Genomic DNA, 15,535 nt, shown 5'->3' on the forward strand with positions numbered 1-15,535 from the left:
CATTTTCATACCAACCCGGGACAGAATCTCGTAAAAATTAGTAAATTAGCGACACAAAAATTATTTTATAAAATGAAAAGACTATTTCTACTATTCACTTTCTTGCTGAGCTTTGCTCAGATGAGGGCGGATGAGGGGATGTGGCTGCTTATGCTCATCAAAAGACTTAACGGTGTTGATATGCAAAAAGAAGGTCTGCATCTGACGCCTGAAGAAATTTATTCAGTGAACAATTCAAGCTTAAAAGACGCTATCGTAAGCTTCGGTGGTTTCTGTACAGGTGAGATCGTTTCTGATAAAGGACTTTTATTCACAAACCACCATTGCGGTTACGGAGCTGTAGCAGCTGCTTCTACTCCGGAAAAAGACTATTTGAAGAACGGTTTCTGGGCAATGAAACAGAAAGACGAATTCAATGCAAAAGATCTTTATGTAAGATTTTTAGTGAGAATGGATGATGCTACTCAAAGAATCACTTCCAAGCTAAACAACAATATGACCGGTGCAGAGAGAAAAGCTGTTATTGATGCTGAAACTAAAGCCATCCAGACAGAAAACTCTGAAAACGGGAAATACATTGTAGATGTAAAGGATTTCTTCAACGGGAACGAATTCTACTATTTTGTATACCAGGATTATAAAGATGTAAGATTGGTAGGAGCACCACCCTCTTCATTAGGAAAATTCGGAGGAGATACTGATAACTGGGAATGGCCAAGACATACTGCGGACTTCACGGTATTCCGAGTATACGCTGATGCAGCAGGAAACCCTGCTGAATATTCTCCAAGCAACGTTCCTATGAAACCTAAGCACTTCCTTCCGGTTTCTCTTAAAGGAATTAAGCCTGGTGATTTCTCAATGATCCTTGGATATCCTGGAAGAACGAACCGTTACCTGACTTCTTACGGAATCCAGCAAATGGTCAATAAAGATTATCCGGCTTGGGTTGAGGCCTCTAAAACAGCTATGGATGTCATGAAAAAATACATGGATAAGGATAAGGCTACTCAACTTAACTATGCTTCTCAATATGCTTCTGTGGCTAACTACTGGAAAAACAGACAGGGAACTATTGATGCGGTAGAGAAAAACGGAACAATCACAGATAAGCAAAAAACTGAAGACATATTCAGAAAATGGTCTGTATTACCTGGAAATGATTCATATGACGGTGTATTAGAAGATATTGAAGTTTATTACAAACAGGTTTCTGAGAGAAATGTTGAAAGAAATTATGCTGCTCAGTTCTCCAGAAATGCAAAATATATTTCTCTTGCATTGAAGGTAGGGTCTGCCCTTAAAACATATGCAGCACAGGATATGCAGGGAAGGCTTGCCATGAAAGCTAAAACAGAAGCGGCTATTAAAGCTGCTTACGAAAACTTTAATCCTTCTTTAGAGGGAGAAATGCTTGCTGCGATGACCAGCCTTTACCAGGCAAGGGTTAAAAATCAGGAAGTAGCATCAGCTACGATTTTAGGATTAGACGCCAAAACGGTTTCCAATCTTGCCTATTCCTCAATTTTTGCCAACAAAACTTCAGCAACCAACTTCTTATTGAACCCTGACGCATTGAAGCTTGATGCTGATCCACTTTGGAAAGCAGCTAACGGAATTGTGGCTGATCAAAGAATGAGCACTGAGAGATTTGTTAAGATAGATGACAATTTTGCAAAAAATAACCGTCTGTTCCTAGCAGGTCTTATGAAGGCAATGCCTGAGAAAAAATTCTATCCGGATGCTAACTCTACAATGAGATTAACTTATGGTACCGTAGATAAACTTCCTATCAGAAATGACAGAAACTACTTCGGTGTTACTGACAACTACTATACAGATATGACAGGTCTTGTTGGGAAATACAAGAAAGGAGATGAAGAGTTTGATCTTCCACAAAGATTAATCGATCTTTACAACCTTAAGGACTTTGGACAGTATGCTGATGCTAAAGGATACATGCCGGTAAACTTCCTTTCAAACAACGACATCACAGGAGGTAACTCAGGTTCTCCGGTAATCGATGGTGACGGAAACCTTATCGGTATCGCATTTGACGGAAACAGCGAGGCATTAAGCGGTGATATCGTATTTGAGCCTGAATGGCAGAAAACGATCAACGTGGATGTTCGTTTCGTTCTTTGGACTATTGATAAGTTTGCAGGTGCAAGAAGATTAGTTGATGAATTAAAGCTTGTGAGAGATGAAAACACTCCGGCTGATACAAAGACTAAAAATCCGGGAACTACAACAACTCCTAAGAAGAAAAAATAATCTTTTTTTGATCTATTTTTAAAACCGTGAAATTTACTTTCACGGTTTTTTTATTTTTGAATATTAAATCTATTGCGATGAACACTCAGACAATTCATTTCACAGCCATCATAAAGCAAAACGGAACAATGAATGCCGCGTTTATAGAATTCCCTTTTTCTGTGGAAGAGCTCTTCTATAAAAAGGGACAGATAAAAATTAAAGCCCTGCTTGACGATCGGGTTGAATATCGTGGAAGCCTGGTCAAAATGAAATCCGATTGTCACCTATTAGGATTAAATCAAGAGATCAGAAAACAGCTTGGCAAAACTTTTGGAGATGAGGTTTCTGTTTCTCTTACTGAGGATAAAGAAGAAAGAGTGGTTGAGGTCGCTGATGATATTATCTCTGTTTTCAATGAAAATCCTGAGGCAAAAGTATTATTCGATGCAATGAGCTATACCCACAAAAAAGAATACATCCGCTGGATAGAGGAAGCCAAGAAGCCTGAAACCAGAGAAAACAGAAAGAGTAAAATGATCGAAATGATATTGGGTGGAAAAAAAGGAGTATAAAATAGCCTGATTTTTCAATACCATGAGTTTGCCAGAGAAACCTGACAGACTATCCTGTCCTGTTTCGAAATATCTCCTTTTATTTCTGAAGCAAATATCTCCATGGACAACGACAGGACCTGACCTATTTTTTATAACATATTACTCACCAGAAAAACAATCTTTCGACCCATAAAAAAATAATCTTGCTTTTCTTGTCAGGATTTTAAAAAGTGTCCGACTATGACTTTAACTACAAGTTATAACTATAAAAAATTTACTTTTATGAAAAAGACCTTTTTAAAAATCACAGCAGCTGCAGCAGGAATCATCACTGCGTTTGCCCTTTCATCATGCAGCGATTCAGACACCAATATGATGGATATGTCTTTTCAAAGAACTATTACCTTTGAAAATGTCGTTACTCCTAAAGATTTTGTACAAAGCGGAAGTTTTCAGGGAACAGGAAATCCGCCGGTCATTATGCCCGGACAGTCTGCATCAATTAAATTCAGTGCAGGCAAAACACAGGCGCTGATGTTTGCTACGATGTATGGAGCTTCAAAAGACTGGTTCTTTGCTTCTCAGCAACCAGGCATTAAGCTATTTGATACGAACGGGAACGCCATCACAGGAGATGTTTCTTCGGGCGTATTATTATGGGATAACGGAACCAAAGACAATATGACAGGGCAAACGGAGAGCAAACCTATCATGCAGGTTCCCGGTGTAAATGCATCACAATTGATGAAGCTTAATCTTACTTATGATGAGATAAAGTCTGAATTTACCCTGACCATTACCAATACTTCAGGCGGAACCGCCAACGAAACCCCTTTTTCCCCGGGAGTATGGGCAGTCTCCAACTATAATGGCTCTCAGTTGCTGAACAGCACTCCGTTCTTTATGCCTAATGCTTTATCAAATCCTGAGATCACAGACATTGCCCAGATGGGAAATATCGACAAAATGATGATGAAGCTTAATGCCAACACAGGGATTATGACAGGTCTTTCTCCGGCGTTAGTCGTTGTTTACCGTGGAGATAAAAATCCGATCTATGAGCTTGGAAAAACAGACACCGGAATGGGGCTGAAAGAAATCGCACAATCCGGAAATGTAGCTCAGCTCCAGAACAGCTTGAAATCTTTACCGAACGTAAAAGGGGTATATGTTGCCGGGAATGCACCAGTACCTCCGGGAAATAAAGTTATGACCAATTTCAAGGCAGACCCGGAAGACAAAATCGCTTATGCAACCATGTTCGGATTTTCCAATGACTGGTTCTACGCCAATGAGCAAAGTATTGACGCCAATACTAAAGGAGATCTTACTTCAAAAACCACCTTATTTGATTCAGGTACAGGAGTAGACCAATATCCCGGTGCCGGAAACCGTCAGGCTTTATTCGGAGGAACTCCGCAAAGTGAAAACATGGTCATTTCCAAGGTCGGAACCCAGTACCCTGTTCCTTCTGTACAGAATGTGATAAAAGTGACCGTGAACTGATCAACATAATCTTCGATTTAATTAAAATGACCCGGGCCATTTCTGCCCAGGTCATTTATTTTCAGGAACTCAGACTACTGAGGGACCGGAATTCCAAGGTATTTTAAATAGGAATCCAGCATCGCTTTATCAAATACCGGCTCCTGAATACCTGAACCTTCAAGGAACCGAATCACATTGGAGCAATCCCACACATAGGTGTTCTGATAAAGTTCAACAGTAGACAGACCTTCATGCATATTGTCCTTAAAAAGACTGGTCAATGGATAAAGCCGGTTTTTACTGTCATCTTCCCACTGTTTTCTCCATTCTTTATAGGGGAGGCTCTTCAGGGTAAACGGATAATACTTTTTCATCAATCCAAAGAAATCCTCCAAAGTAAGATTGGTTTCCGGGCTGGCAATGAGATTGAACTTTTTCCCGATCGCCTCTTTATTTCTGGTAATATGGGCCATAGCCCTGGTCATATAGTCTACCGTGATCAGGCCTTCTCTCAGTTCTGCCAGTGCGGGATAAGACTGAAACTCCACACAGTTCTTTACCAGACCTGACCACCATTGGTAAGGAGCGCTGGCTCCTGTTTCACTATGACACATCGCATATCCAAGCCGATAGGTAATGAGCGGCAGTCCTTCTTTTGCGGCCAGATCTGCCACAGCCTCCATTACCCATTTGCTTCTCACATATCCGATATCTTTGCTTACAGACATCAGATTCTGGGCAATATCATCAGATTCCATCATCACTGTTTTACCTGTGAATACATGTCCCCAGCTATATACCGATATGGTAGACAGTAACGCGAGGCATTTGGTTCTTTCTGCTCCTGCAAGCTTTATAATTTCTCTCAATCCCTCAACATTAGGAGCCTTCATATAGGAATAAGGCTCAATAAAGTTTACGGAACTTCCGGAGTGATAGATCAGGTCTGCTTTTTCTGCCAGCATTTTGAATGCTTGTTCCGAAAGTCCTAATGATGGTAATGCCAAATCCCCGATTACAGAGATTATTCTTGGCGTCTGCTCTTCTTTCCGGGGAATATGATATTGTTTAAAGCAACGGTCGATCTTCTCCATAGCATGAAAGTCATCCTGTGCCCGTACCAGACAATAGATATCAGCATTTGTTGTATCTAAAAGCTCCTGTAAAAGATGAATTCCGACAAATCCTGTAACTCCGGTCAGGAATATTACAGATGGATTTTCCAATTGCCCGGGTTCAAAGCCCCCGGCAAATACAGTTCCCGGCGCCAGATACACATCTTTCTGTAATTCTACATAAGGTTCTACATCCTCTACCGGGGCCTCTTCTCCGGCTTCTTTAGATCTAAGGATCAAAGCTTCCGAAAGCTGCTGCAATACAGGATATTGATAAATATCTCTCAGATACACCTTTACATCAAGTCTTCTCTGTAATGCCACTGCCACAACAGCTACCAGCAGAGAATTGCCGCCAATATCAAAGAAATTATCTGTAATATTGATAACAGGGCGTTCCAGTTCTGAAGCCCAGATATCTGCTATGATTCTCTCGGTTTCGTTGGTGGGGGGCTCAAAGGAAACAAGCTCTCTAGCTTCTTTATCTGCAAGATCTTTCAAATACTGGGTATTTGTTTTTCCATTGGCCGTTAAGGGGATATTATCAATAAAAATAATCTGGGCAGGAATCATATAGCCCGGAAGCTCTTCCTTCAGTAAGTTTCTGACCGATGTGCTGTCCTTCTTTGCTCCTGACTTGGGGACAATAAAAGCTACAAGATATTTATTGCTTCCTGCCGTATCTTTTGTAATCACAACCGCTTCCTGAATATCTTCCTGCTGCGCCAGGGTACGTTCTATTTCTCCCAGCTCCACCCGGAACCCTCGGATTTTCACCTGATTATCCATTCGTCCCAAAAATTCAATATCGCCATCCGGAAGCCATTTTGCCAGATCTCCGGTTCGGTATAGCTTTTCTTCTTCTTTAAAAGGATTGGTGATAAACTTTTCAGAAGTGAGCTCTTCGTTATTAAGATAACCTTTCGCCAGAATAGCTCCGCCTATGTATAGCTCCCCGATAGCACCTACCGGCAGCAGCTCCATATTTTCGCCCAAAATATAAGCTTTGGCATTCCCTATTGGCCGGCCTATTGAAGATATATACTTTCCTTCTGCATCTTTAACTTTTTTGAATGTGGCAAATACGGTACATTCCGTAGGACCATAATAGTCTATCAGCTCATAGCTCAATTCCGTGGTCAAAACCGGCTTCAGCTTTTCTCCTCCGGTAAAGAGGTATTTCAGCGCCAGATCGTTATAATTTCTGGTATGGTCTACCACAGCAGGGGCCAGCACAGTCGGAACAAATCCATGGGTAATGTGGTTTTTACGATAATAGTCAACCAAAGCTGAGACATCAGTTCTTTCTTCATTTTCCGCAATAAAGACCGTAGCTCCTGAAGCAAGCCCCGACCAGGTCTCCCATACTGAGATATCGAACGCAAGCCCTGCAACAATGGTCAATCTTGAGGTATGATCCACATGAAAATAATGGTTATGCCATGTTACCAAATGTTGAATGGCCTGATGCGTTATCATAACACCTTTAGGTTTTCCGGTGGATCCGGAGGTGTAAATTGTATAAGCCAGAGCATTATGATGAATCTCAATATCCGGCTGCTGCGAAGAGAAATTCTCCAGCACATTCATTGTATCAAAATAAAAAGCCTCTGCTTTTTCATCTTTTTGCAAAAGTGACCCAAGATGATGATTGGTAATAATAATTCCGGCAGAGGTGTCCGAAAGAATATATTCTACTCTCTTTACCGGATAAGCAGGATCTATAGGAACATAGGCAGCACCTGTCTTAATAATCCCAACAACTGCTACAGCCCATTCAAGGGAGCGGTCAAGCCATATTGGCACATACATGCCTTCTTTTATTCCTTTGGTTATCAGCACATCAGCAAGCTGATTGCTTTTTTGGTCCAGCTCTTTATAGGTGATCGAACGACCCTGGTATACCATTGCGATATTATCGGGATGGAGATCAGCCTGCTTCCTAAAAAGGGATACCAGCGTTTCTTCCTGTTTGTAATCCCATCCGGTTTTATTAAAGTCATGTAAAAGCTTTTCCCTGTCTTCAGAAGAAAGTAATACAGGGGCGCCCAGTGACCGCGCCTCTACTGTTGGTAATGTGTTTGACATTGTAATGATGTAATTTGGTTAAAAGTTTATTTTGTTTTTATCACTTCCTCCTTTAAAAATCAATCTGTAACAAACGTTTATTAGGATCATCTGGTCCGAATTTCCCAGCATAACGATAAAATGATAGAAAATAACAGGGTGCAGAGAATAAACACTATTTATACAATAAAATGGGTCTGAATGATCGTCCGGTAAATGATTAATTGTAATGGAAAGTGAAATGATCTGTCCATTGAACAGAACCGTAAATAAAGAGATACCTTATTTATTACGCTCAAAAAATAATGTAAAGAATATTTCTATCCCTTTCATTTCATGGTTTTAATTAAAAACCCCTTCATTTTTTAATGATTTAAATTTCATAATGCGGTATTTTTAATAATTTGGTAATCAAATTTAACATAATAATTTAAATAAAGTGTTACATAATTACTACATAATCCCACATAAGGGAATAAACAAAACCTACAAAACAAATTGAAAAGCAATAAAATACAATGACAAAATCAACAATTAAAAGTATACAGTCATCTCAATACAACTTCATTTCCAGATAAAATTCCGGAAAGCAAATTTTATAAATTTAGCAATGAGATCCGTACATCAAGTTTCAACAAAGATTAAAGGGCCAAAAATTGAATTTTCTGATCTTATTCCCTGAAATAACAGCGTAACTTTCCCGGCTTCTTTAATTTAAATGGGAATTAACAGGATTGGTCAGGCATTCCAGAACTCTCTGTCTAAGCTTCTATATTGTATGGCCTCGGAAATGTGATGGGAAAGAATTCTTTCGGAACCTTCAAGATCTGCAATAGTCCGGGCCACTTTTAAAATTCTGTCATACGCACGTGCAGAAAGGTTTAATTTTTCCATAGCCAGCTTTATGAGACTGAAAGAGGCTTCGTCCAGTTCACAGAAAGCTTCAATTTCTTTTGGTCCAATTTGAGCATTACAGCTGATGTTAAGGTTTTTATACCGTTCATTCTGAATATCCCTCGCCATCAATACCCTCTCTCTGATGTCTTTGCTTTTTTCACCTTTTCTTTTTTCGGAAAGCTGTTCAAATTCTACTTTCTGGACTTCGATATGAATGTCAATCCGGTCCAGAAGCGGCCCGGAAAGCTTATTCATATACCGCTGCATTTCATATACAGACGAGGTATTGTTCGGATCATCAGGAAAGAAGCCGCTCGGGCTAGGATTCATTGAAGCGACCAGCATAAAGCTTGCAGGATAATTGACCGTAAATCTGGCTCTTGAAATAGTCACTTCCCGATCTTCCAAAGGCTGTCTCATCACTTCCAGAACAGTCCGTTTAAATTCCGGCATTTCATCAAGAAATAACACGCCATTGTGAGCCAGAGAGATTTCTCCGGGCTGAGGATAACTTCCTCCACCGACTAAGGCTACGTCAGAAATCGTGTGATGTGGTGATCTAAAGGGACGAACAGTCATTAAAGAAGCCTCTGTTCCTATCTTACCTGCTACAGAGTGTATTTTCGTTGTTTCCAAAGCTTCTTTCAACGTCAAAGGGGGAAGAATGCTCGGCACTCTTTTAGCAAGCATTGTCTTTCCGCTTCCGGGAGGCCCGATCAGGATAATATTGTGACCTCCGGCAGCAGCTACTTCCATAGCTCTTTTGGCCGTTTCCTGCCCTTTGACTTCTGAAAAATCAAACGGAAAGTCATTGATCTTTTCATGGAACTCTTTTTTCGTATCCAATATTATTTTCTCAATAGGCTTTCCTTCATTGAAAAAGTCAATGACTTCTTTGATGTTCTCTACTCCATATACCTCCAGATCATTTACAATAGCCGCTTCCCTGGCATTTTGAATAGGGAGGATAATTCCTTTAAAGCCTTCTTCCCTGGCCTGGATTGCAATGGGTAAAACTCCTTTAATGGGTTGTAAGCTTCCATCCAAAGAAAGCTCCCCCATAATAAGGTAATCTTCTATTTCTTCAGCTAAAATCTGATCTGATGCCGCCAGAATACCAACAGCGATGCTTAAATCGTAAGCAGATCCCTCTTTTCTAAGGTCTGCAGGAGCCATATTAATCGTAATTTTCTTTCCGGGAATTTTGTAGCCCACATTTTTCAACGCTGCAGAGATTCTATAACTGCTTTCCTTGATCGCATTATCAGGAAGACCTACCAAATGATATCCTACTCCGGTATCTACATTGACCTCAATCGTTATTGTCTGTGCAGCAACTCCGTGAATTGCGCTTCCATAAATTTTAATCAGCATGGGTGTGTTTTTGAAGTAAATATAATTAATATACTATTTTGAAAATCTGATAATTAAGCGGATAATATTCTTTTAGAAAAGAGATAATAAAAAGGATTTTAAGAAAAATACCTATTGAAATGACATCCTTCATTGATAGATACAAGCGAGATACTTACAACAGCAGTAGCTTTCGGGATAAGTTTTTATTAAACTAAAAAAACCGGTACAAAATTGATTTGTACCGACCTACCATTAAACTAACGAAGAAATTAATTCATCTGAATCCGGGATAAAAAAAGAGATAAAGTAAGAAGCCGGATGCCCAAAAGAAGTGTTCCTTTATTGATGGGTAATTCATACCCGACATTTAACAAAGATATACTATTACTCAAAAGTATTAAAATAACGCTCTAGTTTTCCTCCTATAGTACAAGGAACGTTCTTCTTCCGACATCCGCACTTCTTCCCACAATCAAAATTTTAATATATTCCTGAATTCAAATTATTTAATCTTATTTTTTTATAAACCTATTTTTGTACTCAGTTCCGTTTTCACTTTTCGAAACGACAATATAACTTCCGGGAACCAGATGGTTCACATCGATCGCCTCATTATACCTGTGATCTTTTTTCTTCAGGATAAGCTTTCCTGACATATCTATGATCGTCACTTCTTTATAGAGCCTCTCTGATTCTTTCCCTATGTAAAGGAACTGAGCCGTAGGGTTCGGGTATACTTTCAGATGATTATCTTTAGCTTTTACCTCTCCTGTTCCCAAGTTGCTGCAAAACTCCCAGTTTCCGAAATTCAGCTGTACAAAAGTACCCAGCATCTGACACTGTTCCGGACAATATTCCGTACAGGCATAAAACCCATATGTTCCTGAACTGTTGGCAACATAAGTATCTCCCGTCACTCCCGGAATGATACAGGGATCTCCCGAAACCGGAGGATTGCTGCCGGGAGCACACCTGAACCAGACATGTTTGCCATATACCACAGGGAATATATTATCAAACTGCACAGAGGCTCCATCACATACATTGACTACTCCCATATCTGTCACTTCATATGTTCCTGGAGTAAAGGTTGACATCATAGCAGGAAGGCCATAGACAAATCCGTCTGCAAACACCGCCGGACTCTCTGCCGTACAGTCACCCTCGGTAACGACTACCTTAAAATAATTCAGCTGCTCACTGCCATTAACGGTCAGCTGCTGTGAGGTGGCTCCCTGAATGGGAACCCATGGGTTGTTATTGGGGGTTTGCCAGGTCCATTCCTGCTTATACCACTGATAGGTTCCGAAAGCCTGCGTCGAAAGTATTTCGTCTTCAGTATCACAGAACAAGATGGTGCCCGGATATTGTGTTCCAAGTCTCTGACTTGTGATTGTAGGGTTACACTGCGCTTTTATGCTCAGAAAGCTGAAGAATAAAAACGATAAAAAAATTAGTTTTGTTTTCATATGTAGATATTTAGGTTGATTTTTTATATAAATATCCTCTACATTCAATCAAGCAGCAGCCTTACTCCGAATTTTACATTAAAATGAAGCGGTTTTTCTTTGTAAATCGTATTGGGAGCATTTTCTCCCTTAAAATGATATCCTATCCCCGGCTCAGCATAAATTCCAAATCGATCAATGACCTTCAGCTGAAGTCCGACAGCCGTATTTACAGAAAACTGCAATGGCTTATGGGCAAGGTTTTCTTTTGAAGTTTCTTTTATCTCATCATTAACAATATAAGTAGTCGTAATGCTTCCTGATACGGGTTTTTCCACCAATGCTCCTCCTGTAATATATCCTGTCAATCTTCCTTTCTGAATCACATTGTAATTGACCTGCACCGGAACTCCTACATAGTGAACGGTCTGGTCTCCTTTGATATAATTGGCATCACTTCCCGAGTGAAGCTCAGAGGCCAGTTTGGTATAATTGAGTCCTGTTCCTATTCCCCATCTTTTTCCTAAGCTGTAATAAAGAGACAATCCAAAGGTAACCGGCACCTTATGCCTTATCCTAGCTTCTACCGGCTGGCTTTGGTTGGCCAGTAATATTTCCGTTAAAGGATCAGGATTATCTTCATACTCAGCAGTGCTCCATACCTGTTCTATATTCATCGGTTTCCCATTGATGGAGGCATAGCCGGGAAATTGCTGTTCTGCAGAATTAGGCGATGCATTACCTGTAAGCATACTCAGCATCCATGATCTTTTCGTATCTGATTTCAGGGTTTTCTTCTTTGCATTTTCGGCATACATTTCCTTTATTTTTTGTTCTTTAAGCGGAACCTCGCTTATTGACTTCTCTTCCATAATCACATTTCCCGCTTCATTGGCAGAAGCTATTTTCTGAGTTCCGGAACCTTCATTAGGAAATATCCCTGCCGCATTCTGAGCCCTTTCTATTTCTTTTACATTCTCATCATTCCCTCCTACATTTCTCCATAAATTTTTAAAATGTCCTTGCTTTAAAGCTTTCCCTGATTTTTTTGCATTAAAAATATTTTGGGCCAAAGAAATATCCGGACTTAAGTTCAGATTCTCTTCAGCATTTGAATTCATTCTGTTTTCCAGTGTTTCCAGAGAAGATTTTTTCTCTGCTTGCTTTGCGGTATCTGCCGGCTTTTGAGAGAGCACTTTCCCCTTATCATTTTGCGGAAGTATTTTCATCATCAAAAAAAGCAATGCAACAGCTGCTGCAATTCCTCCGATACGATACCATAAAGAGCTTTGTCCTGTCTTCACACTTCCCAGATCCTTCTTCTCATCAACCTCATCATGGGATTCGGAAGCCAATACGAACGGCATGTTCTCCTCTTCTTCCCCGGAGAATAGTTCATTGCTGATGTCATTCCACAACCCGTCAGGAACATCCTCTTCATGGTCTTCCATTCTGCTGCGCAGGTTATTTAACCAATCATTATTCATATTGTGCTTTTTTCAACATTTTAAACTCATTTATTTTCTGGACAAGCAATCCTTTAGCCCTGTGAAACTGAGATGCAGAAGAGTTTTCTGCGATTCCCAGGATCCCGGCAATCTCTTTATGGCTTTTTTTCTCAAATACATACAGGTTGAAAACAGTTCTATATCCATCGGGAAGCGATCTGATCATTTTCATAATATCATTCTTCGGAACTTCTTCAAAATCGGGCTCTTCTTCATTGGGAACCTCAGACAGATCTTCCACTTCTACTGACGATTTAAAATCTCCTTTCTGCCTGATATATTTCAGAGATTCGTTGACAATGATCCGGGTCATCCATGCTTTTAAAGAGCCACTTCCTCTGTACTCAAAAGACTCTATCGAACGGAACATTTTGATAAAACCGTTCTGAAGTATATCATGAACATCTTCTTTTTCAGTCACGTAGCGGGAACAGACATAAGCCAGATTTCCGGAATAAGCTCCAAAAAGCTCTTTCCAGGCCGCTTCCTCCTTTTTCAGAAGGTGCTTTACCAAAATCTGTTCTTTATTTTCCTCCATACACTGCCGTAGCTGTTTCTATATTCATTAAAATTTTAAGGCAAAAATAGATTGCATCTTATAAAACGCAATCCATTTATGGTCATATCTATTAATTAATTTTTACACAGAATGGAAAATTATAATCAATAACCTCATAAGGCGCAAGCAATGTATCATCTACCGTAATCTTTTCTGCTGTCAAAGCATATCTCAGTGAACGGTCCATTCCTACATAAAAGCCTTTCTGTTTAGCAGTAAAGGTAACGACTGTTTTTTTATTCACCCCATCCACAGGGATCTGAAGCTCCAGGGCTTCAGGGGCAAAGACCAGCTCCACAACATTACTGGCAGTATTTATCGATGCGGTATAGGTAAGGTTATACTTCACTTTTCCCATTGCCTTCAGTGCATCTTCCGTTTTTACCGGATCTTTCACCACTGTTTTTACAATTTCACTTATTGGAAATTCTTCAAACACGATGGTATCTTTTTTTACTTTAAAATCTCTGACACTTTCTTTTTTGGCATTTCCCTGTACGGTAATCAGTTTTCCTTTATAATTCCCGTTCATTTCCTCTAATGTCACCGGTGGTATTTCGGGATCGTCATTATTGCATGAAGCGAATGTAAATCCTATTATTACCATTAAAGCTGCTATAAAAAATCGGGGTACTGTAAATTTTCTCATTTCATTATTTTTTTCATTAAACATTAATTATTTTCGAGTACTCATTTATATAAATCCCTTTTTTTAAAAATCTTGCATGTTTTTTCAAAAAAAAGATAAAACATTTCATAAGTCACTGATTTCATGACAATAAAAATGATCACAAATTCATAATTCTTTGATGGAACCTAATTAATGTTTTATTATTTAAGCAAAAAAGGAAGCTACGAGCGTAACTTCCTTTTTCATGTATTTACCATTCTCCTCTTATTCTACTCCACCTCCAAGGGCTCTGTACAGATCCACCTCAGCATTTAATTTTTCCAGAGTAACGTTGATCGTTTCCAGATCGTTCTGAAGCTTATTGTTCTGAGCGGTGATCACTTCAAGATAGGTTGCCATACCGCTTTTATAGAGTTTCAGAGCATCATTGATCCCTTTATCCAGAATGTCGGTCCTCTGTTCTAAAAGCCGGAGCCTTTCAGAAGTGCCTTTAGATTTTGCCATGGCATCAGAAACCTCTCCTACAGCGGTCATTACCGACTGTTTAAAATTGACAGCCGCTTTTTCCTGTTCGATCAGTGCCGTTTCATAAGCTGTTTTCAGCTGTTTTTTCTGAAAGACCGGAGCAGCCAGATTGGCAGCAATCGCCTTCGTAATAGATCCCGGTATATCAAACCATGAACTGAACTTATTGGAATTTAATCCAATCTGCGGGCTCAGGCTGATACTTGGATACATGGCGGCTTTTGCCAATCCTGTTTTTGAGTTCAGACTGATCACATTAAACTCGGCAACCTTCAGGTCCGGTCTTCGGCTCAGCAGCTGTGCAGGCAGTCCTTCCGAGAGTATATTTTCCGGAATCATTGTTTTCAGACTGCCCTCTCTTTCGATCTTATCCGGATATTCCCCACAAAGGATGCTCAGAGCATTTTCCTGAACGGAAATATTCTGTTTTGCCAATGGGATCAGCAGTTCGGCCGTTTTTTTCTGTGCTTCCGACTGTTGTACCGCCAATGAATTGATCTGCCCTGCCTTAAACTGGAGATTCATCATTTTCAGGGTGCTGTTGCTTAGTTCAATATTCTGTTCTGCGATCTTCAGCTGTTCATCCAAACTGATCAGATTATAATAAGCCTGTGCTACCTGAACAATGATCCTGCTTTTTACTGCATTTAAGTTTTCTTTTTGAGCAAAATATTCTGCAGCCGCAGATTCTTTCTGCATTTTAGCCTTACCCCAGATATCCACTTCCCATGAAAGTCTGATGGCAGCATTAAAATCATCAATATATTTTGTTCCCAGAAACTGTTCATTAAGAGATCCGTTAAGACTGTTTTTAGAAGCCCAGCTTCTGTTGGCTCCTGCACTGAAATCCAAAGTCGGCATCAGCGACAGCTTGGCCTGCTTATAGATAAGATCCAGCTGGTCTATATTTTTCAAGGCGACATTCACTTCATTATTTCTGGTAAGCGCCTTATCTATTAGTCCTATCAGTTTAGGATCTTTGAAAAAGGTCTTCCAGGGAAGTACCACTGTATCTCCTGTTACCTGTACAGATTCTTTATACGTTTCAGGAACCTGAAGTTCTGTTCTCGTGTAGGATTTTCCTACGGCACAAGACACCAGTATCAATGCCATTGCGCCTGCCATAAAAAA

At 40.0% G+C, this 15,535-nt stretch carries 10 protein-coding genes; 3 read left to right on the plus strand and 7 right to left on the minus strand.

Annotation, left to right across the window (positions count from 1 at the left end; genetic code table 11):
- Nucleotides 1-72: 72 nt before the first annotated feature.
- From AC4IF5_RS10445 to AC4IF5_RS10455, 3 genes are all read left to right on the plus strand, one after another.
- On the plus strand, nt 73-2,274 hold the full coding sequence (locus tag AC4IF5_RS10445; protein WP_490734238.1) for a S46 family peptidase: 2,202 nt from the start codon (nt 73-75) through the stop codon (nt 2,272-2,274).
- 77 nt (nt 2,275-2,351) lie between these two features.
- Nucleotides 2,352-2,828 carry a DUF1905 domain-containing protein gene (locus AC4IF5_RS10450; protein ID WP_490734240.1) on the plus strand — a complete coding sequence of 159 codons (477 nt, stop codon included), beginning with the start codon at nt 2,352-2,354 and terminating at the stop codon, nt 2,826-2,828.
- Nucleotides 2,829-3,092: 264 nt separating this feature from the next.
- On the plus strand, nt 3,093-4,316 hold the full coding sequence (locus tag AC4IF5_RS10455) for a spondin domain-containing protein (protein WP_490734242.1): 1,224 nt from the start codon (nt 3,093-3,095) through the stop codon (nt 4,314-4,316).
- Nucleotides 4,317-4,390: 74 nt separating this feature from the next.
- On the opposite strand, the gene AC4IF5_RS10460 is transcribed toward AC4IF5_RS10455, so the two are convergent.
- The 7 genes from AC4IF5_RS10460 to AC4IF5_RS10490 form a co-directional block, all read right to left on the minus strand.
- On the minus strand, nt 4,391-7,501 hold the full coding sequence (locus tag AC4IF5_RS10460; protein ID WP_490734244.1) for a non-ribosomal peptide synthetase family protein: 3,111 nt from the start codon (nt 7,499-7,501) through the stop codon (nt 4,391-4,393).
- Between the two features lie 717 nt (nt 7,502-8,218).
- A complete protein-coding gene (locus tag AC4IF5_RS10465; RefSeq protein ID WP_490734246.1) occupies nt 8,219-9,751 on the minus strand; it encodes a YifB family Mg chelatase-like AAA ATPase in 1,533 nt (510 codons plus the stop codon).
- A gap of 494 nt (nt 9,752-10,245) precedes the next feature.
- On the minus strand, nt 10,246-11,202 hold the full coding sequence (locus AC4IF5_RS10470; RefSeq protein ID WP_490734247.1) for a T9SS type A sorting domain-containing protein: 957 nt from the start codon (nt 11,200-11,202) through the stop codon (nt 10,246-10,248).
- Nucleotides 11,203-11,246: 44 nt separating this feature from the next.
- The gene (locus AC4IF5_RS10475; protein ID WP_490734249.1) at nt 11,247-12,668 is read right to left on the minus strand and encodes an outer membrane beta-barrel protein; all 1,422 of its coding nucleotides are present in this window, start codon (nt 12,666-12,668) and stop codon (nt 11,247-11,249) included.
- On the minus strand, nt 12,661-13,227 hold the full coding sequence (locus AC4IF5_RS10480) for an RNA polymerase sigma factor (protein WP_490734251.1): 567 nt from the start codon (nt 13,225-13,227) through the stop codon (nt 12,661-12,663). Before AC4IF5_RS10480 ends, AC4IF5_RS10475 begins: the two co-directional genes overlap by 8 nt.
- Nucleotides 13,228-13,318: 91 nt before the next feature.
- Nucleotides 13,319-13,897: a DUF4840 domain-containing protein gene (locus AC4IF5_RS10485; RefSeq protein ID WP_490734253.1), complete on the minus strand. Its 579-nt coding sequence runs from the start codon at nt 13,895-13,897 to the stop codon at nt 13,319-13,321.
- Nucleotides 13,898-14,143: 246 nt separating this feature from the next.
- Nucleotides 14,144-15,529 (minus strand): efflux transporter outer membrane subunit, encoded by a 1,386-nt coding sequence (locus tag AC4IF5_RS10490; protein ID WP_490734255.1) that lies wholly within the window; start codon nt 15,527-15,529, stop codon nt 14,144-14,146.
- Nucleotides 15,530-15,535 lie beyond the last annotated feature (6 nt).

Source organism: Chryseobacterium sp. UF-290 (assembly GCF_058245615.1).

Excerpts from the sequence above, each read along its gene's own strand:
- AC4IF5_RS10445 (WP_490734238.1), top strand. The coding sequence starts at position 73 with ATGAAAAGACTATTTCTACTATTCACTTTCTTGCTGAGCTTTGCTCAG.
- AC4IF5_RS10450 (WP_490734240.1), top strand. The coding sequence starts at position 2,352 with ATGAACACTCAGACAATTCATTTCACAGCCATCATAAAGCAAAACGGA.
- AC4IF5_RS10455 (WP_490734242.1), top strand. The coding sequence starts at position 3,093 with ATGAAAAAGACCTTTTTAAAAATCACAGCAGCTGCAGCAGGAATCATC.
- AC4IF5_RS10460 (WP_490734244.1), bottom strand. The coding sequence starts at position 7,501 with ATGTCAAACACATTACCAACAGTAGAGGCGCGGTCACTGGGCGCCCCT.
- AC4IF5_RS10465 (WP_490734246.1), bottom strand. The coding sequence starts at position 9,751 with ATGCTGATTAAAATTTATGGAAGCGCAATTCACGGAGTTGCTGCACAG.
- AC4IF5_RS10470 (WP_490734247.1), bottom strand. The coding sequence starts at position 11,202 with ATGAAAACAAAACTAATTTTTTTATCGTTTTTATTCTTCAGCTTTCTG.
- AC4IF5_RS10475 (WP_490734249.1), bottom strand. The coding sequence starts at position 12,668 with ATGAATAATGATTGGTTAAATAACCTGCGCAGCAGAATGGAAGACCAT.
- AC4IF5_RS10480 (WP_490734251.1), bottom strand. The coding sequence starts at position 13,227 with ATGGAGGAAAATAAAGAACAGATTTTGGTAAAGCACCTTCTGAAAAAG.
- AC4IF5_RS10485 (WP_490734253.1), bottom strand. The coding sequence starts at position 13,897 with ATGAGAAAATTTACAGTACCCCGATTTTTTATAGCAGCTTTAATGGTA.
- AC4IF5_RS10490 (WP_490734255.1), bottom strand. The coding sequence starts at position 15,529 with ATGGCAGGCGCAATGGCATTGATACTGGTGTCTTGTGCCGTAGGAAAA.